Origin of the sequence: Actinotalea ferrariae, from assembly GCF_019733465.1 — a bacterium.
GTDB lineage: Bacteria > Actinomycetota > Actinomycetes > Actinomycetales > Cellulomonadaceae > Actinotalea > Actinotalea ferrariae_A.
Map to the genome: position 1 here is coordinate 1 of NZ_JACVQL010000098.1, position 21,255 is coordinate 21,255.

15 protein-coding genes and 1 pseudogene are annotated in these 21,255 nt (G+C 74.4%); 9 read left to right on the forward strand and 7 right to left on the reverse strand.

All coding sequences use genetic code 11. From position 1 onward, the window contains the following. The first annotated feature begins 116 nt into the window (after window positions 1-116). The 6 genes from ICW40_RS08605 (at window position 117) to ICW40_RS08630 (ending at window position 7,808) form a co-directional block, all read left to right on the forward strand. Window positions 117-1,310: a class I SAM-dependent RNA methyltransferase gene (locus ICW40_RS08605; RefSeq protein ID WP_221653435.1), complete on the forward strand. Its 1,194-nt coding sequence runs from the start codon at window positions 117-119 to the stop codon at window positions 1,308-1,310. A gap of 153 nt (window positions 1,311-1,463) precedes the next feature. Beyond that, window positions 1,464-4,298: an aconitate hydratase gene (locus tag ICW40_RS08610; protein WP_221653421.1), complete on the forward strand. Its 2,835-nt coding sequence runs from the start codon at window positions 1,464-1,466 to the stop codon at window positions 4,296-4,298. Between the two features lie 124 nt (window positions 4,299-4,422). Continuing rightward, a complete protein-coding gene (locus ICW40_RS08615; protein WP_221653422.1) occupies window positions 4,423-5,667 on the forward strand; it encodes a hypothetical protein in 1,245 nt (414 codons plus the stop codon). Continuing rightward, window positions 5,664-6,977, forward strand: coding sequence for an aromatic amino acid lyase (locus tag ICW40_RS08620; RefSeq protein WP_221653423.1), 1,314 nt, complete (start codon window positions 5,664-5,666; stop codon window positions 6,975-6,977). Before ICW40_RS08615 ends, ICW40_RS08620 begins: the two co-directional genes overlap by 4 nt. A gap of 70 nt (window positions 6,978-7,047) precedes the next feature. Further along, window positions 7,048-7,494, forward strand: coding sequence for a DUF1801 domain-containing protein (locus tag ICW40_RS08625; RefSeq protein WP_221653424.1), 447 nt, complete (start codon window positions 7,048-7,050; stop codon window positions 7,492-7,494). Then, a complete protein-coding gene (locus ICW40_RS08630) occupies window positions 7,491-7,808 on the forward strand; it encodes a hypothetical protein (RefSeq protein WP_221653425.1) in 318 nt (105 codons plus the stop codon). Before ICW40_RS08625 ends, ICW40_RS08630 begins: the two co-directional genes overlap by 4 nt. 36 nt (window positions 7,809-7,844) lie before the next feature. Here the strand turns inward: ICW40_RS08630 and ICW40_RS08635 are convergent, their stop codons facing one another. The 3 genes from ICW40_RS08635 to ICW40_RS08645 form a co-directional block, all read right to left on the reverse strand. After that, a complete protein-coding gene (locus ICW40_RS08635; RefSeq protein WP_221653426.1) occupies window positions 7,845-8,720 on the reverse strand; it encodes a type 1 glutamine amidotransferase in 876 nt (291 codons plus the stop codon). A 75-nt stretch (window positions 8,721-8,795) separates the two neighbouring features. Then, window positions 8,796-9,467, reverse strand: a complete 672-nt coding sequence (locus tag ICW40_RS08640) for an NUDIX hydrolase (protein ID WP_221653427.1) — start codon at window positions 9,465-9,467, stop codon at window positions 8,796-8,798. A 21-nt stretch (window positions 9,468-9,488) separates the two neighbouring features. Beyond that, window positions 9,489-10,937, reverse strand: coding sequence for a GuaB1 family IMP dehydrogenase-related protein (locus tag ICW40_RS08645; RefSeq protein ID WP_221653428.1), 1,449 nt, complete (start codon window positions 10,935-10,937; stop codon window positions 9,489-9,491). A gap of 78 nt (window positions 10,938-11,015) precedes the next feature. Here ICW40_RS08645 and dxs point away from each other — a divergent pair, with 78 nt between their 5' ends. The 3 genes from dxs to pflA all read left to right on the forward strand — a co-directional run bounded on the left by dxs (window position 11,016) and on the right by pflA (window position 16,201). Then, on the forward strand, window positions 11,016-12,896 hold the full coding sequence (gene dxs, locus ICW40_RS08650; RefSeq protein WP_221653429.1) for a 1-deoxy-D-xylulose-5-phosphate synthase: 1,881 nt from the start codon (window positions 11,016-11,018) through the stop codon (window positions 12,894-12,896). A 146-nt stretch (window positions 12,897-13,042) separates the two neighbouring features. Continuing rightward, window positions 13,043-15,319 (forward strand): formate C-acetyltransferase, encoded by a 2,277-nt coding sequence (pflB, locus tag ICW40_RS08655; RefSeq protein ID WP_221653430.1) that lies wholly within the window; start codon window positions 13,043-13,045, stop codon window positions 15,317-15,319. Window positions 15,320-15,328: 9 nt separating this feature from the next. Next, complete coding sequence (pflA, locus tag ICW40_RS08660) at window positions 15,329-16,201, forward strand: pyruvate formate-lyase-activating protein (protein ID WP_221653431.1); 873 nt, start codon at window positions 15,329-15,331, stop codon at window positions 16,199-16,201. On the opposite strand, the gene ICW40_RS21500 is transcribed toward pflA, so the two are convergent. The 4 genes and pseudogenes from ICW40_RS21500 to ICW40_RS08680 form a co-directional block, all read right to left on the reverse strand. Next, the gene (locus ICW40_RS21500) at window positions 16,188-17,444 is read right to left on the reverse strand and encodes a GGDEF domain-containing protein (RefSeq protein WP_221653432.1); all 1,257 of its coding nucleotides are present in this window, start codon (window positions 17,442-17,444) and stop codon (window positions 16,188-16,190) included. The genes pflA and ICW40_RS21500 overlap by 14 nt on opposite strands. A 71-nt stretch (window positions 17,445-17,515) precedes the next feature. Next, window positions 17,516-19,657 (reverse strand): 3-hydroxyacyl-CoA dehydrogenase NAD-binding domain-containing protein, encoded by a 2,142-nt coding sequence (locus tag ICW40_RS08670; RefSeq protein ID WP_221653433.1) that lies wholly within the window; start codon window positions 19,655-19,657, stop codon window positions 17,516-17,518. After that, window positions 19,654-20,883 (reverse strand): thiolase family protein, encoded by a 1,230-nt coding sequence (locus ICW40_RS08675; RefSeq protein WP_221653434.1) that lies wholly within the window; start codon window positions 20,881-20,883, stop codon window positions 19,654-19,656. Before ICW40_RS08675 ends, ICW40_RS08670 begins: the two co-directional genes overlap by 4 nt. Window positions 20,884-20,985: 102 nt before the next feature. Continuing rightward, window positions 20,986-21,255, reverse strand: a pseudogene (locus tag ICW40_RS08680) (ribonuclease D); the annotation flags it as partial.

Sequence of the window (21,255 nt, forward strand, 5' to 3'; positions counted from 1 at the left end):
GCCCCGGGCGGGGCGGCCGCACGGGCGACGGCGACCGGCCGGACCGGTCCGCCCGGCCCGGTCCCCGGCGCGGTCCGGCGGCGGGCGAGCACGACGGCGAGGTCCTCGAGCTCGAGGTGGGCGCCGTCGCCCACGGCGGCATCTGCGTCGCCCGGCACGAGGGGCGCGTGGTCTTCGTCCGTCACACGCTGCCCGGCGAGCGGGTGCGCGCCCTCGTGACCGACGGCCGCGAGGGCGCCCGGTTCTGGCGCGCCGACGCGTTCGAGGTGCTCGAGGCGAGCCCCGACCGGGTGCCGCTCGCCTGGCCCGAGGCGGGGCCGAGCGGGGTGGGCGGGGCCGACCTCGCCCATGTCGCCCTGCCCGCACAGCGCCGGTGGAAGGCCGACGTCGTCGCCGAGCAGCTGCGGCGCCTCGCGCGCACCGAGCGCGACGTCGTCGTCGAGGCGGTCCCGGGTGACGACGACGGGTGGTCGTGGCGCACCCGCATCGAGCTGGTCACGGATGCCGAGGGGCGCGCGGGCATGCACCGCACGCGCTCGCACGACGTCGTGCCGCTCGCGGACATGCCGCTCGCGGTGCCCGAGCTGCGCGAGCTCGGCCTCTTCGACCGGCGGTGGCCGCCCGGCGCCCGCATCACGGCGGTCGCGCCGGTGGGTGGCGACCGGCCGCTCGTCCTGGTCGACGGCGTGCCGTGGGGCGAGAAGGGCCCGGACCGCCGGCCCAACGCGCGCGCCGCGGTGCGCGAGCGTGCCGAGGTCGCCGGACGCGAGTACACCTGGCGGGTCGCGGCCGACGGCTTCTGGCAGGTCCACCGCGCCGCGCCGGCCGCCCTCGCCGGCGCCGTCGTCGCCGCGGTCGGGGAGCGGCCCGGGGCGACGGTCGTGGACCTCTACTCGGGCGCGGGTCTGCTCACGCTGCCGCTCGCCGACCTCGTCGGTGCCGACGGCCGCGTGGTGGCCGTCGAGGGCGACGCGCGCGCCGTGCGCGACGCGCGCCGCAACGTCCACGAGCACCCGCAGGTCGCGCTGCACGAGGGACCCGTCGAGGAGGTGCTCGCGGGCGGTGCCGTCTCGCGTGCCGACGTCGTCGTGCTCGACCCGCCGAGGGTGGGCGCCGGGCGGGACGTGGTCGCCGCGATCGCCGGCGTCGGGCCCGAGCGCGTCGTCTACGTCGCGTGCGACCCGGCGGCGCTCGCACGGGACGTGGCCTACCTCGAGGGGCACGGCTACGCGCTCGGCGAGGTGCGGGCGTTCGACCTGTTCCCCATGACCCACCACGTCGAGTGCGTCGCGGTGCTCGACCGTTCGTGACCGACGCGGTAAGATATCTTGACGTCGAGATATCTCCCGCACGCGGCTGCCGATAGCCTGCTGGGAGGTCTGCGGACGTCGGCGGCCAGGTCCTGCGACCGGCCCCAACCCCCGCCGCGAGTCCTGCGGGGGACGAACCACGAAGGAGCATCCGTGAGCAGCGTCGACACGTTCGGGTCGAAGGGCACCCTCGAGGTCGGGGGAGCCTCCTACGAGATCTACCGGCTGGCCGCCGTGCCGGGCCTGGAGCGGCTGCCGTACAGCCTCAAGATCCTCGCGGAGAACCTCCTGCGGACCGAGGACGGCGCCAACATCACCGCCGACCACGTCCGCGCGTTCGCGTCGTGGGACCCGACGGCGGAGCCCAGCACCGAGATCCAGTTCACGCCGGGCCGCGTCGTCATGCAGGACTTCACGGGCGTGCCGTGCGTCGTCGACCTCGCGACGATGCGCGAGGCGGTCGCGGAGCTCGGCGGCGACCCGGCGCGGATCAACCCGCTCGCGCCGGCCGAGCTGGTCATCGACCACTCCGTCCAGATCGACGTCGCGGGGCGCCACGACGCGTTCGAGCGCAACGTCGAGCTCGAGTACCAGCGCAACTTCGAGCGCTACCAGTTCCTGCGCTGGGGCCAGACGGCGTTCGACGACTTCAAGGTCGTCCCGCCCGGCACCGGCATCGTGCACCAGGTCAACATCGAGTACCTCGCGCGCGTCGTCATGACGCGCGAGGTCGCGACGGGTGACGGGAGCGTGCTGCGCGCGTACCCGGACACGTGCGTCGGCACGGACTCGCACACCACGATGGTCAACGGGCTCGGCGTGCTCGGCTGGGGCGTCGGCGGCATCGAGGCCGAGGCCGCGATGCTGGGCCAGCCGGTCTCGATGCTCATCCCGCGCGTGGTCGGCTTCAAGCTCTCGGGCGCCATCCCGCCGGGCGTCACCGCGACCGACGTCGTGCTGACGATCACGCAGCAGCTGCGCGAGCACGGCGTGGTCGGCAAGTTCGTGGAGTTCTACGGCGACGGCGTGGCGCAGGTGCCGCTGGCCAACCGCGCGACGATCGGCAACATGAGCCCGGAGTTCGGCTCGACCTGCGCGATCTTCCCGATCGACGGCGTCACGCTCGACTACCTGCGCCTGACCGGGCGCTCCGACGAGCAGGTCGCTCTCGTCGAGTCGTACGCCAAGGAGCAGGGCCTGTGGCACGACCCGGCGTCCGGGACGTACACCGAGCCGGTGTTCTCGGAGTACCTCGAGCTCGACCTGTCGACGGTCGTCCCGTCGATCGCCGGGCCGAAGCGCCCGCAGGACCGGATCGAGCTCACGGAGGCGAAGGAGTCGTTCGCCACGAGCATCCTCGACTACGTCGACGACGCGGCGCGCGCGGCCTTCACGGGTCTGGACGAGTCCGTCGCCGAGACCTTCCCGGCGTCCGACCCGATCGCCGCCGGCGAGCACGCCGACGGCTCCGACAAGCCGACGCACGTCGGGCACGGCGACGCCGCGACGCGCCCGCACAAGCGCGTGCCGCTCACGCTCGAGGACGGCACGCAGACCGAGCTCGACCACGGCCACGTGGTCATCGCGTCGATCACGTCGTGCACCAACACGTCCAACCCGTCGGTCATGCTCGCCGCGGCGCTGCTCGCGAAGAACGCCGTCGCGAAGGGCCTGACCGCCAAGCCGTGGGTCAAGACGTCGATGGCGCCGGGCTCCAAGGTCGTCACGGACTACTACGAGAAGGCCGGCCTCTGGCCCTACCTCGAGAAGCTCGGGTTCCACCTCGTCGGCTACGGCTGCGCGACGTGCATCGGCAACTCGGGTCCGCTCCCGGAGGAGGTCTCGGCGGTCGTCAACGACCACGACCTCTCGGTCGTCTCGGTGCTCTCGGGCAACCGCAACTTCGAGGGGCGCATCAACCCCGACGTGAAGATGAACTACCTCGCGTCGCCGCCGCTGGTCATCGCGTACGCGCTGGCCGGGACGATGGACTTCGACTTCGACAACGAGCCGCTCGGCACCACCGAGGCGGGCGAGCCGGTCTTCCTGCGGGACATCTGGCCCGCGCCGGCCGAGGTGCAGGCGACGATCGACTCGTCGATCGACCGCGACATGTTCACGGCCGACTACGCCGACGTCTTCGCCGGCGACGACCGCTGGCGCTCGCTGCCGACGCCCGAGGGCGACACCTTCGCGTGGGACCCCGAGTCGACCTACGTGCGCAAGCCCCCGTACTTCGAGGGCATGGGCGCGACGCCGGAGCCCGTCGTGGACATCGCGGGCGCCCGCGTGCTGGCCAAGCTCGGCGACTCGGTCACGACCGACCACATCAGCCCCGCGGGGTCGATCAAGGCCGACAGCCCGGCCGGCCGCTACCTCGCGGAGCACGGTGTCGAGCGCCGGAGCTTCAACTCCTACGGCTCGCGCCGCGGCAACCACGAGGTCATGATCCGCGGCACGTTCGCCAACATCCGGCTGCGCAACCAGCTCGTGCCTGGCGTCGAGGGGGGCTTCACGGTCAACCACCTCACGGGCGAGCAGACGACGATCTACGACGCCGCGCAGGCCTACGCCGAGGCCGGCGTCCCGCTCGTCATCCTGGGCGGGAAGGAGTACGGCTCCGGCTCGTCGCGCGACTGGGCAGCCAAGGGCACCCGGCTGCTGGGCGTCCGCGCCGTGATCGCCGAGAGCTTCGAGCGCATCCACCGGTCGAACCTCATCGGCATGGGCGTCCTACCGCTCCAGTTCCCTGCGGGGGAGACGGCCGACTCGCTCGGGCTCGACGGCACGGAGACGTTCGACATCGCGGGCGTCACGGCGCTCAACGAGGGCTCGACGCCGCGGACGCTCGAGGTGCGCGCGACCAAGGCCGACGGCTCCGTCGTCTCGTTCGACGCGGTCGTCCGCATCGACACCCCCGGTGAGGCTGACTACTACCGCAACGGCGGCATCCTCCAGTACGTCCTGCGCTCGCTCGTCGGGGCCTGACGCCGCGCCCACGGCTCGCGCCCCGACCGCGACGGCCGCCCGCCCGCCCGCCACTAGCATGGGCGGGCGGCCGGCGGGAGGTGCCCGGGCCCGGGGGAGGGTCACGGCGTTGGATCTCACGGCGTTGGAACTCCTTCTGGTGGCGCCGGTGCCGGGGGACCCGTTCGGACGGTCGACCCGTCTCACGGGTGGCCCGGGCGCCCAGGGGAGCGCGACGCTGCGCACCCGCATCTCGTACGAGCCCGAGGAGCTGCGCCACGAGGTCGAGCGGCTGCCCGGGACGCACCACGTCGCCGGGGCCGGGGTGGCGGCGCAGGTCCAGCTCGTCCGGCTGGGCGAGTTCTCTGCGCTGACCTGTCGGTTCACGACGACCGGTCCGGTCGGGACGTCGCTCGAGCTCGAGGAGACGTGCAACGTCGTCGTGGCGCACCTCCTCCGTGACGTCGTGGGGGTCGACGTCGAGCCGCGCTGGGTGAACCGCACGCTGCTGGTGGACGACGAGGGCGACCCCGTGCCGGACTGCTGGCTGCCGGACGACGTCGTTCAGGTGCGGATCGGTGTCCCTGGCGAGCGCGGCGGTGCCCGGCTCGGCTGGGGGAACAACGTCGTCGTCGGCCTGGACCGGCTCCCTCCGGCGGAGCAGGCCGAGGTGCTGCTCGGGCTCCTCGACGGGCAGGTCGTCTGGCAGGACCTCGACGCCATCGCGACGCGCTCGGCGCACGTCGCGCGCCACCAGGCACGCGAGGCGACGACGGGGCGCGCGGACGTCGTCGCGCTCAGCCTCGAGGCCGAGCTGCTCATGACCGACGTCTCCGCGCACAACCTGCTGTACGACGACCTGGCGCTGCACGTGCAGGGAGTGCGTCGAGCGGTGGCGCTCGGGCTGCTCGACGCCTGGTCCTACGACGAGCTCGCGGAGCGCATCGACCGGCGCGTGCACGGCATCGAGCAGGTGGCCGTCCGGCGCCGCGACCGGCTCGACGCCAGCTACCAGGGTGCCGTCCAGCGGGTGCTCACGGTCCTCGGCGTCGTGTCCGGGACCCAGCTGCTGCTCTCCGTCGTCGCGCTCGCCTTCGCGGGTGACGTGAGCGAGCAGGCGGGCGGCGACAGGCGTGGCGTCATGCACCTGCTCCGCGTCGTCGACACCGACGTCTGGCTCGGGGTCAGCCTGCTGCTCGTGGTCGGGGTGTTCGGCTACCTCGAGCACGTGCGCCGTCGTCCGGCGCGACCGACCGCGGTGAACGCGTCCGCGCCGCCGCCCGTGCCCGCCCGGGCGGTCCCGAGCGGGCGGGACCGGCCGGACGCCCGTCCACGCGGCGAGGCGGCTGCAGCGAGGCCGCTGTCGGACGTCGGGCAGCAGGCCCCGTGAGCGGCGCCCTGGCCCGCGTCGTCGCAGCGGCGGCCTCCGGTGCGGTGGCCCCGCACTGGGACGCGGCACGCGACCGCGTCCGTGCGGAGCGCGTTCGGGTCGAGCGGCTGATCGGGCAGGAGCCCCGCCCGGCGGTGTACGGCTTCACGACGCTCCTGGGCCCGCTCGACCACCGTGCCGCGGTCGAGCGCGACCAGGCCGACCTGCTCGCCGCGCACCTGCTCGGGCCCGCACGTCCGGTGGCGGTGCGCCCGCTGCGTCTCGTGAGCGCCTGCAAGGCGGAGCAGCTCGCGCACGGCGGGTCGGGTGTCTCGTCGCGCGGCTTCGACGCGGTCCTGGACGCGATCGGCCGGCCGGCCGTGGGTACGAGCATCGCGTGGGAGGCGTCGTACGGCAGCGGTGACGTGGTTCCCGCGGCGTGGTGGGCGGCCGGAGCCCTCGGAGACGACTCGGCGGGTCTCGACGCGGGCGACCTCATCGCCCTCATCAACGGGACGTTCGTGTCGACCGCCGTCGGCGTCGCGGCGTCGTTGGCGCTCGCGCGGCACCTGGGTCGGTTCCTGGCCGCTGCGTCGGCGCTCGTGGCCGTGCCGCGGCTCGACCACCGCACGCCCGGGGACGTGGACGTCGAGGCGGTCCTCGACGCCTTCGGCGACAGCTCCCGGACGGGCGTGCGTCCGGTGCAGCAGAGCGTGAGCCTGCGGGACGCGCGCGTGCTCGTGCGGCCGGCCGTGACCGCCCTGCGCGATCTCGTCCGGGCGACCGAGCACCGCCTCGGCGCTCCCTCGGCGAACCCGCTCTTCGTCGAGGACGGCGGGGACCTGCGCGCTGTCAGCCAGGACGGCTTCCTCGACGTCACCCTCACTCTGCGGCTCGTCGGTGCTCAGCAGCTCGTGCTCTGGTGCGCGGGCGCGACGCAGCGACTGGCCGAGGCGGCGTGCCGGACGCGCGACGGGCAGGAGCCCGACGTGCGGGACGTCCAGCCACCCAAGGTCGTGGAGGCGCTGCTCACCCACGCGCGCACGTTCGCGGCCGCCCCGGCGTCGTACTCGGGCTCGCAGTCCGGCGGGGTCGAGGACCTCTGGGACGGCTCGTTGCAGGCCGGCCTGACGCTCCTCCGCGTCCTCGCCGTCGCGGAGGACCAGCTCGCGGTCCTCGAGGAGGTGCTCGGCCGCCGCGGGGGCCTGCCCGCCTCCGCACCGGTGACGGCGTCGCTCGCGGCGAGGACGGGCATGGCGCAGCTCGACGTCGACGCGTGGGGCGCCGGGACCGTGCTCCGCGACATGGGCCTGGCCGGCCCGGAGGCCTGACGCGACGTCGGCGCGTCGCGCCGCGGGACGGGTTGTGCGGCGGGCACTCCCGCGCGACATACTGCCGTCCATGGCGGCACGGTCGGACGAGAACAAGACGCAGGCGACGACGGCCGACGTCGGCGCCTTCGTCGACGCGGTCGAGCCGCCGTCCCGCCGCGAGGACGCCCGGACGGTGCTCGAGCTCATGCGGCGGGCCACGGGCCGGGAGCCGGTGATGTGGGGACCGTCGATCATCGGGTTCGGCAGCTACCACTACCGGTACGCGTCGGGCCGCGAGGGTGACGCCCAGGCGGCCGGGTTCTCGCCGCGCAAGGCGAGCACCACGGTGTACTTCGCCGACGGCTTCGACGACTACGCGGAGGACCTGGCTCGCCTCGGGCCGCACACCACGAGCGTGTCGTGCCTCTACCTGAAGAAGCTCGACGGCGTCGACCTCGCGGTGCTCGAGGACATGGTCCGCCGCTCGTACGCCCGCGTGTCCAGCGGCGCGTGGCCCGAGGAGGAACAGGCATGACGGCGTCGTCCACGGTGACGATCGAGGTGCGGCTCCCGCCCCAGCAGGCGGAGGCGGCGGTGTACGAGGCGTTCAACCGCGCGGGGCTGCGTGACGTCTCCGGCGGCGGTGGGGCCATGCGGGGGACTGCGGCCACGAGCTGGCTGAGCTGGGGCGAGACGGTCACCGCCACGATCGGTCACGGGCCTCAGGGCGCCGTCGTGCAGCTGCACAGCGCGAGCACCCTCGTCACCACGCTGGTGGACTGGGGGAAGAACAAGAAGAACGTCGAGGGCGTGCTCGCGCGCCTGCGCGAGCTGGCGCCCGTCGTCTGACGGGCAGCCCGTCGTCAGAGGGGTGGCCCGCGCGGCTCAGCCGCGTGCGGCGACCGCCCCCGCGAACGCCCGCAGGCCTTCGAGCGCCGCCGGCACCAGACCGGGCAGCACCCGCCGCGCCTGCGCCCCGACGTCGACCCGGTGCAGCGCGAGGTCGGTCGCCATGTCGGGCGTCGTCAGCCACCAGCGGAGCAGCTCCTCGTCCACCTCGAGGTGGAACTGGAGGCCCAGCGCGCTGCCGGCACGGAACGCCTGCACGGGGGTACGCCTCGTCGAGGCCAGCAGCGTCGCCCCGGTTGGCAGGTCCGCGGCGTCGCCGTGCCAGTGGAGCACCTGCGGCCGGTCCCCGAGCGGTGAGAGCACCGGGTCCGCCGTGACGACGTCCACCGGTGCGAACCCGATCTCGGTGCCGTGCGCGCGGTGCACGGTGGCGCCCAGGGCCCGCGCCAGGAGCTGCATGCCGAGGCACACGCCGAGCACCGGCACGTCGGCGTCGACCGCCTCCGCGAGCAGGCGCCGCTCGGCGGCGAGACCGGGGTAGCGCTCGTCGTCGTCCGCGTTCATCGGGCCGCCCATGACGACGAGCCCCGCGAGGTCGCGCGCGCGCGGGAGGTCGGGGTCGTGCTCGTCGAGCACGAGGCGCGCGGTCCGCGGCTGGGCGCCGAGCGCGCGGGCGATGAGTCCCGGTCCCTCCCAGGGTGCGTGCTGCAGGACGAGGACGTGCCGTGCGGCCGCGCGACCGGGTGTCGGAGCCGGGCCCGCGGGGACGGGCGCCGCCGTGCCGGGGGCGGTCGGGACCGCCGACGTCGTGCCGGGGGCCGTCGGGACCGCCGACGTCGTGCCGGTCCGTGCGACCCCGAGGACGCGGCCGGCTCGACGTGAGCCGCGGCGAGGGGCGGGCACGGGTGGCATGTCCCGAGCCTAGGGCCCGCCACCCGCGCGGGCAGCGCCCTCCCGGGTGGTGCGGCGCACCGCCCCGCGGCCGGGTCAGCGCGAGATCTCGACCGTCGCCCGCCGGTCCCACGGCTCCGTCCAGCCGAGCGCGTCGAAGAGCCGGTCCAGGACGAGGGCCGTGAACCCCCAGACGACGTGCGGACCGACGAGGAACGCGGGGCTCAGGTGCCGTACGGGCAGCCGCGGGCCGCCGAAGCTCGCCGTGCGGCGGTTCGCGGGGTCGAGCAGGTCAGCCACGGGCGCCCGGAAGACGTGCGCCGACTCGGCGTGGTCGACGACGGCGACGGGGGAGGGGCGTTCCCACCAGGCGAGCACGGGCGTCACGCGGTGGTTGCTCACGGGCACCGGCAGCTCCCCGAGGGTGCCCAGCACCTCGACCCCCGAGGCGTCGAGGCCGGTCTCCTCGACCGCCTCGCGCAGGGCCGCGCCGACCGGTCCCTCGTCGCCCGGGTCGACGCGACCGCCCGGGAACGAGACCTGGCCCGCGTGGTGGTTGAGGGACGTCGCGCGTCCGACGAGGAGCACGTCGAGGTCGGCCCGCACGGCCGCCGACCGGTGGTGCGCCGGCACGCGGTCGAGGGCGCCGAGTAGCACGAGCACCGCGGCCGGACGCGCCGACGGGTCCGGCGCCGGCCAGCCGGGCCACGTCAGCCCGGCGGCCGCGAGGGCCGCGAGCTCGTCGCGTGCCGAGGCCTTCGTCACCATGCCGTCGTCACCCTGGCGTCGTCACCAGCCGGCGGGGAGCGGGCGGCCCTCGTCGTAGCCGGCGGCCGACTGGATGCCCACGACGGCGCGCTCGGCGAACTCCTCGAGGGACGTCGCGCCCGCGTAGGTCATGGCGCTGCGCAGCCCCGAGGTGATCTGGTCGAGCAGGTCCTCGACGCCGGGCCGGGCCGGGTCGAGGTACATGCGTGACGACGAGATGCCCTCCTCGTACAGGCCCTTGCGCGCGCGGTCGAAGGCCGACCCGCCCTGCGTCCGGGCCGCCACGGCACGCGCGGAGGCCATGCCGAAGCTCTCCTTGTAGAGCCTGCCGTCGCCGTCGGCGTGCAGGTCACCGGGGCTCTCGTGCGTGCCGGCGAACCAGGAGCCGATCATGACCTGGGACGCGCCGGCCGCGAGCGCGAGCGCGACGTCGCGCGGGTAGCGCACGCCGCCGTCGGCCCAGACGTGCGCGCCGAGCCGGCGCGCCTCGGCGGCGCAGTCGAGGACGGCGGAGAACTGCGGCCGGCCCACGGCGGTCATCATGCGGGTCGTGCACATCGCGCCCGGGCCGACGCCGACCTTGACGATGTCGGCACCGGCCTCCACCAGGTCGCGCGTGCCCTCGGCCGTGACCACGTTGCCCGCGGCGACCGGGACGTCGGGGGACAGGCTCCGGACCGCCGCCAGGGCGTCGAGCATCTTGCGCTGGTGGCCGTGCGCCGTGTCGACCACGAGCACGTCGACGCCCGCCTCGAGCAGCGCGGCCGCCTTCGCCCGGACGTCGCCGTTGATCCCCACCGCCGCGGCGACGCGGAGCCGGCCCGCGTCGTCGACCGCGGGCGCGTAGATCGAGCTGCGCAGCGCGCCCGTCCGGGTGAGGACCCCGAGCAGGACGCCGTCCCGGACGACGGGGACGAACCGGCGCCGCGACCGGTGCAGGCGCTCGAACGCCTGCTCGAGCCCGTTCTCCGCCGCCACGACCTCCGCCTCGACCACGGTCGGGTCGCTCGTCATGACGGCTCCGACCTGCGTGAACCGGTCGACGCCCACGCAGTCGGCCTCGGCGACGACGCCCACGGGACGCCCGTCCTGCACGACGACGGCCGCGCCGTGCGAGCGCTTGCCGATGAGCGTCAGCGCGGTGTGCACGGTGTCGCCGGGCGCGACCACGACGGCGCTCTCGACCACCGTGTGCCGGGCCTTGACGGTGCTCACCACGTCGGCGACGACGTCGCCCGGGATGTCCTGGGGGATCACCGCGATGCCGCCGCGACGCGCGACGGTCTCGGCCATCCGCCGGCCCGAGACCGCGGTCATGTTGGCCACGACCACCGGGATGGTCGTGCCGGTCGCGTCCGGGCTGGCGAGGTCGACGTCGAAGCGCGACGTGACCTCCGAGCGGGACGGCACGAGGAAGACGTCGCCGTAGGTGAGGTCGGTCGTCGGCTGGTGGCCGGGGAGGAAGCGCATGGGCCCAGCGTAGGAGCCGACCGGGTGCGCGGCGCCGTGCAGCACGCCGTGCGGCACGACCCGCCGTACGATGGCCGGATGGCCCTCCTGCCCCGGATCACCTCGCCGGCCGACGTCCGCGCGCTGCGTCCGGGCCAGCTGGAGCAGCTCGCGGGCGAGATCCGCGAGTTCCTCATCCAGTCCGTCTCGCGCACCGGCGGCCACCTGGGGCCCAACCTCGGGGTGGTCGAGCTGACGCTCGCGCTGCACCGCGTGTTCGAGTCGCCCCAGGACACGCTCGTCTTCGACACCGGTCACCAGTCCTACGTGCACAAGATCCTGACGGGCCGCTCCGACTTCTCGGAGCTGCGCCGTCGCGGGGGTCTGTCCGGGTACCCGAGCCGCGGCGAGTCCGCGCACGACGTCGTCGAGAACTCCCACGCGTCGACGGCGCTCTCGTGGGCCGACGGCATCGCGCGCGCCAACCAGCTCCAGGGGCGCACCGACCGCCACGTCGCCGCCGTCATCGGTGACGGCGCGCTCACGGGCGGCATGGCCTGGGAGGCGCTCAACAACATCGCGTCCGGCCAGGACCGCCGGCTCGTCGTCGTCGTCAACGACAACGGCCGTTCCTACGACCCGACCATCGGGGGCCTCGCGCACCACCTCGACGTGCTGCGCACGACGCGCGGGTACGAGGACGTGCTCGCGTGGGGCAAGCGGACGCTGCGGCGCTCCGGCCCGCCCGGACGCCTCGCCTACGAGGCCCTCCACGGCCTCAAGAAGGGCATCAAGGACGTCGTCGCGCCGCAGGGCATGTTCGAGGACCTCGGCATCAAGTACGTCGGTCCCGTGGACGGGCACGACGTCGCCCTCGTCGAGACGGCGCTGCGGCGTGCGAAGGCGTTCGGCGGCCCGGTCATCGTCCACGTCATCACCGAGAAGGGCCGCGGCTACGTGCCGGCCGAGCAGGACGTCGCGGACCGGTTCCACGCCGTCGGCGTCATCCACCCCGAGACGGGGCTGCCCGTCGCGCCGTCCCGGTTCGGCTGGACCTCGGTGTTCGCCGACGAGATGGTCGCGATCGGTCGCCGCAGGCCCGACGTGGTCGGGATCAGCGCCGCGATGGTGCAGCCGGTCGGGCTCGCGCCCTTCGCGGCGGAGTTCCCGGGACGCGTCTTCGACGTCGGCATCGCCGAGCAGCACGCCGTGACGTCGGCCGCGGGCATGGCGTTCGCCGGGCTCCACCCGGTCGTCGCCCTGTACGCGACCTTCCTCAACCGCGCGTTCGACCAGGTCCTCATGGACGTCGCGCTGCACCGCGCCGGGGTCACGTTCGTGCTCGACCGCTCGGGCCTCACGGGCGACGACGGCGCGAGCCACAACGGCATGTGGGACATGGCGCTGCTCCGCGTCGTGCCCGGCCTCCAGCTCGCCGCGCCGCGGGACGAGGAGACGCTGCGGTCGGCGCTGCGCGCCGCCGTCGACGTCGACGACGCCCCGACGGTCGTGCGCTACCCCAAGGGCCCGCTGCCCGACGCGCTGCCCGCGGTCGAGAGCCTCGAGCTCGTCGACGTGCTCGCGCGCCACGAGGCCCCCGAGGGTGCGCGGTCCGTGCTCGTCGTCGGCGTCGGGCCGATGGCGCACACCGCCGTCGAGGTCGGCGGCCTGCTCGCCGCCGAGGGCCTCGGAGCCACGGTCGTCGACCCCCGCTGGGTGCTCCCGGTCCAGCCGGCGCTCGTGAAGCTCGCCGCGGAGCACGACCACGTCGTGGTGGTCGAAGACGGCCTCGTCGAGGGCGGGGTGGGTTCCGTGGTCGCCCAGCGCTGCGAGGAGGCGGGCGTCACGGCGCGCGTCCAGCCCGTCGGCATCCCGCACGCGTTCCTCGACCACGCGAGCCGCGCCCAGCTCGTGGAGGCGCTGCGCCTGCGCGCGCCCGACATCGCGGTCGACGTGCTGGCCCGCCTCGCTGCCGGCTGACGGCACGGGCGCTCTGACGGCGCGCGCGCTCGCGGCGGTCGCCGGCGCCTCGCGCCGGCGGGCGAGCCGAAGGTCCCAGGTCGTCCCATGACTGCGCGCCTACCGTCGTAGACGTCAGAGGACGTCGACGAGGGAGCACGGTTCGAATGGCCATCACCGCAGACCACACCACGGTCGCCCCGGCGCAGGACGGCCCTCCGGCGGCCTGGCACGGGTTCGTCCCCGGGCCCTGGCAGGACGGCGTCGACGTCCGGGACTTCATCCAGCGCAACTACACGCCCTACGCGGGCGACGCGTCCTTCCTCGCCGGCCCGACCGAGCGCACGACGCGGATCTGGGCGCGGCTGTCGGAGATGTTCCCCGCCGAGCGCGAGAGGGGCGTCTACGACGTCGACGCGACGACGCCGTCGTCGATCACCGCGCACGCGCCCGGCTACATCGACCGGGACGACGAGCTGATCGTCGGGCTGCAGACGGACGCGCCGCTCAAGCGCGCGATCATGCCGTACGGCGGCTGGCGCATGGTCGAGGGCGCCCTCAAGACCTACGGCTACGAGGCCGACCCCCAGATCGCGAAGATCTTCACCGAGTACCGCAAGACGCACAACGCGGGCGTCTTCGACGTCTACCCGCCCGACGTCCGCGCGGCCCGCAGCTCGCACCTCATCACCGGGCTCCCAGACGCGTACGGCCGCGGCCGGATCATCGGCGACTACCGCCGCGTCGCGCTCTACGGCGTCGACGGGCTCGTCGCCGCGAAGAGGCTCGAGCGCGCCGAGCTCGACCTGGAGCGCTCGACCGAGGACGTGATCCGCGAGCGCGAGGAGATCGCCGAGCAGATCCGCGCGCTGGGCGAGCTCGAGCAGATGGCGGCGTCGTACGGCTACGACATCTCCGGGCCGGCGACGACCGCGCGCGAGGCGGTCCAGTGGCTCTACTTCGCCTACCTCGGCGCGGTGAAGGAGCAGAACGGCGCGGCCATGTCGCTCGGCCGCACCTCGACGTTCCTCGACGTCTACCTGCAGCGCGACCTCGCCGCCGGCCGGATCACCGAGGAGCAGGCGCAGGAGCTGATCGACGACCTGGTCATCAAGCTCCGCATCGTGCGGTTCCTGCGCACGCCGGAGTACGACGCCCTGTTCTCGGGCGACCCGACGTGGGTCACCGAGTCCATCGGCGGGCTCGGCGAGGACGGGCGCCCGCTCGTGACGCGGACGTCCTTCCGCTACCTGCAGACCCTGTACAACCTCGGCCCGGCACCCGAGCCGAACCTCACGGTGTTCTGGAGCCACCGGCTGCCCGAGGGCTTCAAGCGGTTCTGCGCGCAGGTCTCGATCGACACCTCGGCGATCCAGTACGAGTCGGACGACCTCATCCGCCGTCAGTGCGGCGACGACGCGGCGATCGCGTGCTGCGTCTCGGCCATGACGGTCGGCAAGCAGATGCAGTTCTTCGGCGCCCGGGTCAACCTCGCCAAGGGGCTGCTGTACGCGATCAACGGTGGTCGGGACGAGGTCACGGGCAAGCAGATCGCCCCCGTGACGGCGCCGGTGGCCGGCGACGTCCTCGACTACGAGCAGGTGCGCGCCGCGTTCGACCAGCTGCTCGACTGGCTCGCCCAGACCTACGTCGACGCGCTCAACTGCATCCACTGGTCGCACGACAAGTACGCGTACGAGCGCATCGAGATGGCGCTGCACGACCGGGCGATCCTGCGCACGCTCGCGTGCGGCATCGCCGGCCTCTCGGTCGCGACCGACTCACTCTCGGCGATCAAGCACGCGACGGTGCGGCCGGTGCGCGACGGGACGGGTCTCGTCGTCGACTACGTCGTCGAGGGGGACTTCCCGACCTACGGCAACGACGACGACCGCGCGGACGACATCGCCGTCGAGCTCGTGCGCAGCTTCATGGAGAAGGTGCGCCGCCAGCCGACGTACCGGAACGCGAAGCACACGCAGTCGGTGCTGACCATCACGTCGAACGTCGTCTACGGCACGCACACCGGCAACACGCCGGACGGGCGCCGCGCCGGCGAGCCGTTCGCCCCGGGCGCCAACCCGATGAACGGCCGCGACTCCCACGGCATGCTCGCGAGCGCGCTCTCGGTCGCGAAGCTCCCGTACGACCAGGCCGAGGACGGCATCTCGCTGACCTCGACGGTCGTGCCGTCGGGCCTCGGCCGCGACCGGGCCGAGCAGGTGACGAACCTGGTGGGGCTGCTCGACGCCTACGACGTCTCGCACGGTTTCCACGTGAACATCAACGTGCTCAACCGGGAGACGCTCCTGGACGCGATGGATCACCCGGAGAACTACCCGCAGCTGACCATCCGGGTGTCCGGCTACGCGGTCAACTTCGTCCGCCTCACGCGTGAGCAGCAGCTCGACGTGCTCTCGCGGACGTTCCACGGCGCGCTGTGACGTGAGCTCATGAGCACAACCCTCGAAGGCGCACCCGTGGTCGAGCTGACCGTGCCGGTCGTCGCCGGGTCCCACCAGCGCGCGGTCGCCGGCACGGCCGGCCTCGAGCTGTCCGACGCCGACCGCTCGGTGCGGTTCGCCCAGATGCGCGCGGGCGAGCTCGGCTCGCTCCACTCGTGGGAGCTCGTCACCGCGGTCGACGGCCCCGGCACGCGCCTCACGGCGTTCCTGTCGGGCTGCCCGCTGCGCTGCCTCTACTGCCACAACCCCGACACGATGGAGATGCGGCGCGGCGAGCCCGTCACGGCCGAGGAGCTCCTCGGCCGGGTGCGCCGCTACCTCCCCGTCCTGAAGGTCACGGGCGGTGGGCTGACGCTCTCGGGCGGCGAACCGCTCATGCAGCCGGCCTTCGTCGCGCGGGTCCTGCGCGGCGCCAAGGAGATGGGGCTGCACACGGCGCTCGACACGTCGGGCTACCTCGGCGCCCACTGCACCGACGCCATGCTCGACGACGTCGACCTCGTGCTCCTCGACGTGAAGTCGGGCGACCCCGAGACGTACCGGCGCGTCACCGGCCGGGACCTGCAGCCCACGCTCGACTTCGGTCGCCGGCTGGCCGCGCGCGGGACGGAGATCTGGGTCCGGTTCGTCCTCGTCCCGGGTCTGACCGACGACGAGGCGAACGTCGAGGCGGTGGCCGACTACGTGACGTCCCTCGCGAGCGTGAGCCGGGTCGAGGTGCTGCCGTTCCACCAGATGGGGCGCGACAAGTGGGAGTCGCTGGGCATGCGGTACGAGCTCGACGACGTCGCCGCGCCGTCACCCGAGCTCGTCGAGCGCGTGCGCGGGCAGTTCCGCGCTCGCGGCCTCACGACGTACTGACGGCCTCACCGACGGCGCCGTCGTCGGAGGCGCTGCTCGGAGCCGTCGACGTGCCGACGCCGACCGTGCGGTTGCGCCCGGTCGCCTTCGCCTCGTAGAGCGCGCGGTCCGCGCGCGCGAGGAGCGCCTCGGCGGACTCGCCGGGCCGCCAGCAGGTGACGCCGGCGGAGAGCGTGACCCGCAGGCCGGGGGCGACGCCCTCCCAGTCGTGGCTCTCGACGGCGACCCGGACGCGCTCGACGACGCGCACGGCGTCCTCGCCGCCCGTGGGCGCCGCGAGCAGCAGCGCGAACTCCTCGCCGCCGTACCGGGCGAAGTGGTCGGCCGTGCGGACGGTCGCCGCGGCGAGCCGGCTCAGCTCGGCGAGCACGGCGTCGCCGACGCCGTGGCCGTGGACGTCGTTGACCTGCTTGAAGGCGTCGACGTCGAGGATGGCGACGCCGAAGGGGCGGTCGCCGCGCTCGGCCCGCGCGCGCTCCTCCGTGAGGGCCGTCATGAACGAGCGCCGGTTGGCGACGCCCGTGAGCTCGTCGATCGTGGCGAGGGCGTGCACCCTGGCCAGCGCCGCCGTCAGCTGGTCGTTCTTCGCCGACAGCTGGCTGCGCAGGGAGCTGAACCGCGACCCGATGAGGGTCAGCTGATGGATGGAGAGCACGAAGTACGCCCAGATGAGGAACATGTCGACGGACGACGTCCCGGGGTGGCCGAAGCGGTCCCGGCTCGCCACGAAGGCGGCCGCGAGGCCGACGGCGACGGCCCACGACGCGACCGAGAACTGGCGCGGGCTGAAGCTCACCATCGCGAACGTGAACGTCACGAGGACGGCGACCAGGAACAGCACCCACAGGCGCGGCGCGAGCACGATGTACACGAGCTGGATGACGAAGCTCGACGCCATCTGCGGCACGACGAGCGCGGGGTCGCGCAGGCGCAGGTTCCAGCCCGTGCGCACAGCGACGGCGAACGCCGCGGTCGTGCTCAGCATGGTCACGGCGAAGGCCGTCGCGACGCCCCACGACGTCGTCCCCGCCCACGCGAACAGGAACACCATGACGGACTGGAGCACGGCGTTGCCCAGGCCGATGAGCGTCATGCGGAAGCGGTGGCCCTGGAGCTTCGCCACCCGCTCCGCGGGCGCACGCCCGGGCGAGGCGCCGGCCGCGGGGGCCGACGGCGGGTCGCCCGCGGGGCGGTCAGAGCCCGTGCCGGCGCCACGGGGGCCGGTCGAGGTGTCGGTCGTCACGTCCCGACCATCGGCCGAGGGGCCCGCTGTGTGACCCCTCGGCCGACGCGTCGCGCCAGATCACCCGCTCGTCAGACGGGGGCGTCCGCCGTCCGCGGCGCGGGCACGTCCGCCACGCCGGGCTCCAGCAGCCTGCGGCCGAGCACGCGCTCGGACCAGCCGGTGCGGTCGAGGTACGGGCAGATGCCCCCGAGGTGCAGCGGCCAGCCGGCGCCGAGGACCATGCACAGGTCGATCTGCTCCGGGCCTTCGACGACGCCCTCCTCGAGCATGAGCCCGATCTCCTGCGCGAGCCCGGCGAGCACGGCGTCGAGGACCCCCTGCTCGTCGAGCGAGCCGTCGCGACCGGGCTCGCCGAACACCTCCTGGATCGCGGGGTCGACGTCGGCCTCGGCGCCCGTGCCGTCCGGCTCGGGCACCACGCGGCGGCCCTCGGCCGCGAGCCGCTCGAGCCCGGGGGAGAGCGGGTAGCGGTCGCCGAGGTCCTCGTGCAGCGAGCGGAGCACGTGCAGCGCGACGGGGAGGCCCACGAGCTGGATGAGGGCGAACGGTCCCATCGGCAGCCCGAGCGGGCGCAGCGCCCGGTCGGCGACGGTCACGGGCGTGCCGCCCTCGACGGCCGCGGCCACCTCGGCCAGCATCCGCAGCAGCAGCCGGTTGACGACGAACCCCGGGCGGTCGGCGACGCCGACGGCGGTCTTCCCCAGGGCCTTGGCCACCGCGAACGCCGTCGCCACGGCCGCGTCGTCCGACGCCTGCGTGCGCACGACCTCGACCAGGGGCATCTGCGCGACGGGGTTGAAGAAGTGGAGCCCCACGACGCGCTCAGGCCGACGCAGGTGCGCGCCCATCTGGGTCACGGAGAGCGCGGACGTGTTGGTGGCCAGCACGGCGCCGGGCTCGAGCACGTCCTCGAGCTCGCCGAACACGCGCTGCTTGAGCGGCAGGACCTCGGTCACCGCCTCGACCACGAGGTCGGCGCCGGCGAGCGTCGACAGGTCGGTGCTGATCCGGATCGAGCCGAGGATCCGGTTGGCCTCGCCCTCGCTGACGCGCCCCTTGCGCGCGAGCTGCTCGACCTGGCCGCGCACGTTCGCGAGCCCGGCCGCCACCCGGTCCTCGTCGACCTCGCGCATGAGGACGGGCACGCGCAGGCGCCGCGCCACGAGCACGGCCAGCTGGCCGGCCATGAGCCCGGCGCCGACGATGCCGACGCTGCGCACGGGCCGGGCGAGCTCGGCTGACGGGGCGCCCGCCGGCTTGCGTGCCTTGCGGGTCGTGAGGTCGAACGCGTAGAGACCGGCGCGCAGCTGGTCGCTCATGATCAGGTCGGTCAGCGCGTCGTCCTCCGCGGCGAACGCGGCGTCCTTGTCCGCGGTGCGCGCCGACGCCAGCAGCTCGAGCGCCCGGTACGGCGCCTCCTTCGCGCCGTGCAGCCGCCGGTCCAGCTGCTGGCGGGCCGCGGCGACCACGGCGTCCCACTCGTCCTGACCGTCCAGCTCGCGTCGCGTGACCTGCTCCTCGCCGTCGAGCACGCGCGCCGCCCAGGCGACGGACTGCTCGAGGAAGTCGGCCGGGTGCAGCACGGCGTCGACGAGACCGACCTCGAGCGCCTGGGGCGCCGTGGTCATCCGGTTGTTCGCGAGGGGCCTGGTCAGCACCATGTCGACGGCCGCACGGATGCCGACGAGCCGGGGGAGCACGTAGCACCCGCCCCACCCCGGCACGAGACCGAGGAACGCCTCGGGCAGCGCGAGGGCGGACACGTCGGCGGCCACCGTGCGGTAGTCGCACGCGAGCGCGAGCTCGAGGCCCCCACCGAGTGCCGCGCCGTTGACGAACGCGAACGTGGGCACGCCGAGCTCGCCCAGCAGCCGGTACGTGGCGTGGCCCAGCTCGGCGATGCCGCGTGCGAGTGCCGGGTCCACGAGGCCCGAGACGGCCCGCAGGTCCGCGCCGGCCGCGAGGTAGTACGGCTTGCCCGTGACCGCGAGGGCCCGGATCTCGCCCGCCGCCGCGCGCGCCTGCTGCGCGAGCAGCACCTCGCGGAGCTCCGTGAGCCCGGCAGGGCCCAGGGTCGTGGGCTTCGTGTGGTCGAAGCCGTTGTCGAGCGTCACGAGCGCGAGGGTGCCGCCGCCCGGCAGTGCGACGTCGCGCGCGTACGCGTGCGTGACCCGCTCTGCCGGCGCGGGTGTCGTCGTCGTCCCGGTCATGCCTGCTCCTCGGAGGTCGTGCTGCCGGCGAAGGGGTTCTCCCAGACGACCGTGCCGCCCTGGCCGAGCCCGACGCACATGGTCGTGATCCCGTAGCGCACCTCGGGGTGCTCGGCGAACTGCCGCGCGAGCTGTGTCATGAGGCGCACGCCCGACGAGGCGAGCGGGTGCCCGACGGCGATCGCGCCGCCGTACGGGTTGACCCGCGGGTCCTCGTCGTCGATGCCGAACGCGTCCAGGAACGAGAGCACCTGGACGGCGAAGGCCTCGTTGATCTCGATGAGCCCGATGTCGTCGATCGTCAGGCCCGCGCGCTCGAGGGCGCGCTCCGTCGAGGGGACGGGGCCGAGTCCCATCACCGCCGGGTCGACGCCCGCGTAGGCGTAGGACACGAGCCGCATGCGCGGGGTGAGCCCCAGCTCGGTGGCGGTCTCCTCCGCGGCGAGCAGGCACATCGTCGCGCCGTCGGTGAGCGGTGCGCTCGTGGCCGCGGTGACGCGGCCGCCCGCGCGGAAGGGGGTCGGCAGCGTGGCGATCGCCTCGCGCGTCGTACCCGGGCGGGGCGGCTCGTCGGCCGTCGCGAGGCCCCAGCCGCGCTCGGGGTCGCGGACGGCGATCGGCACGAGGTCGGGCGTGATCCTGCCGGCGGCGAGGGCCGCGGCGTAGCGCTCCTGGCTCCGCACGCCGTAGGCGTCGGCGCGCTCGCGCGTGAGCGCGGGGAACCGGTCATGCAGGTTCTCGGCCGTGCTGCCCATGTTCAGCGCGTCCGCGCTGACGAGCTTCTCGGCGACGAACCGGGGGTTCGGGTCGGCGTCGCCGCCCATGGGGTGGTGGCCCATGTGCTCGACGCCGCCCGCGAGCACCACGTCCTGCGCACCCACGCCGATCGCCGACGCCGTCGTCGTCACGGCCGTCATCGCGCCTGCGCACATGCGGTCGACCGCGAAGCCCGGCACCTCGCGCGGCAGGCCCGCGAGCACGCCGACCGTCCGGCCGAGGGTGAGCCCCTGGTCGCCCGACTGCGTCGTGGCCGCGATCGCGACCTCGTCGATGCGCTCGGGCGGCAGGCCGGGCTGGCGACGGAGCAGCTCGCGCACCGTCTTGACGGCCAGGTCGTCGGCCCGGGTGTGCGCGTAGAGCCCGTCCGGCCGGGCCCGGCCGAAGGGGGTGCGGACGCCGTCGACGAAGACGACGTCACGTACTGAGCGGGTGGGGCGGGCAGGCATCGTGCCTCCAATGGACGACGTCGTCCGGTCGGGCGGTGCTGGTTCAGGCGCAGGGTGGTGGATCGGGCTCAGCGGGGTCCCCGCACCGCTGTGCGGCCAGGGTTACTGGAGAGTAACAAAGGCGGCGGACAGCGGGGCCGTGACCAGGCCCACCTGCCACGGGCGCGCGCCGCCGTCGGCGAGGAACTGCTCGACCGACGCCTCGTCGGGGCCCGGCGGGGTCCAGCACAGCCGGCGCAGCAGGTCGGGCTGGAGCAGGTTCTCGACCGGCACCTGGTGCTCCTCGGCGAGCGCCGTCACGACGGCGCGTGCCGCGGCCAGGCGGGCGGCCGCGGCCGGGTCCCGGTCCGGCCAGGCCCGGGGCGGCGGCGG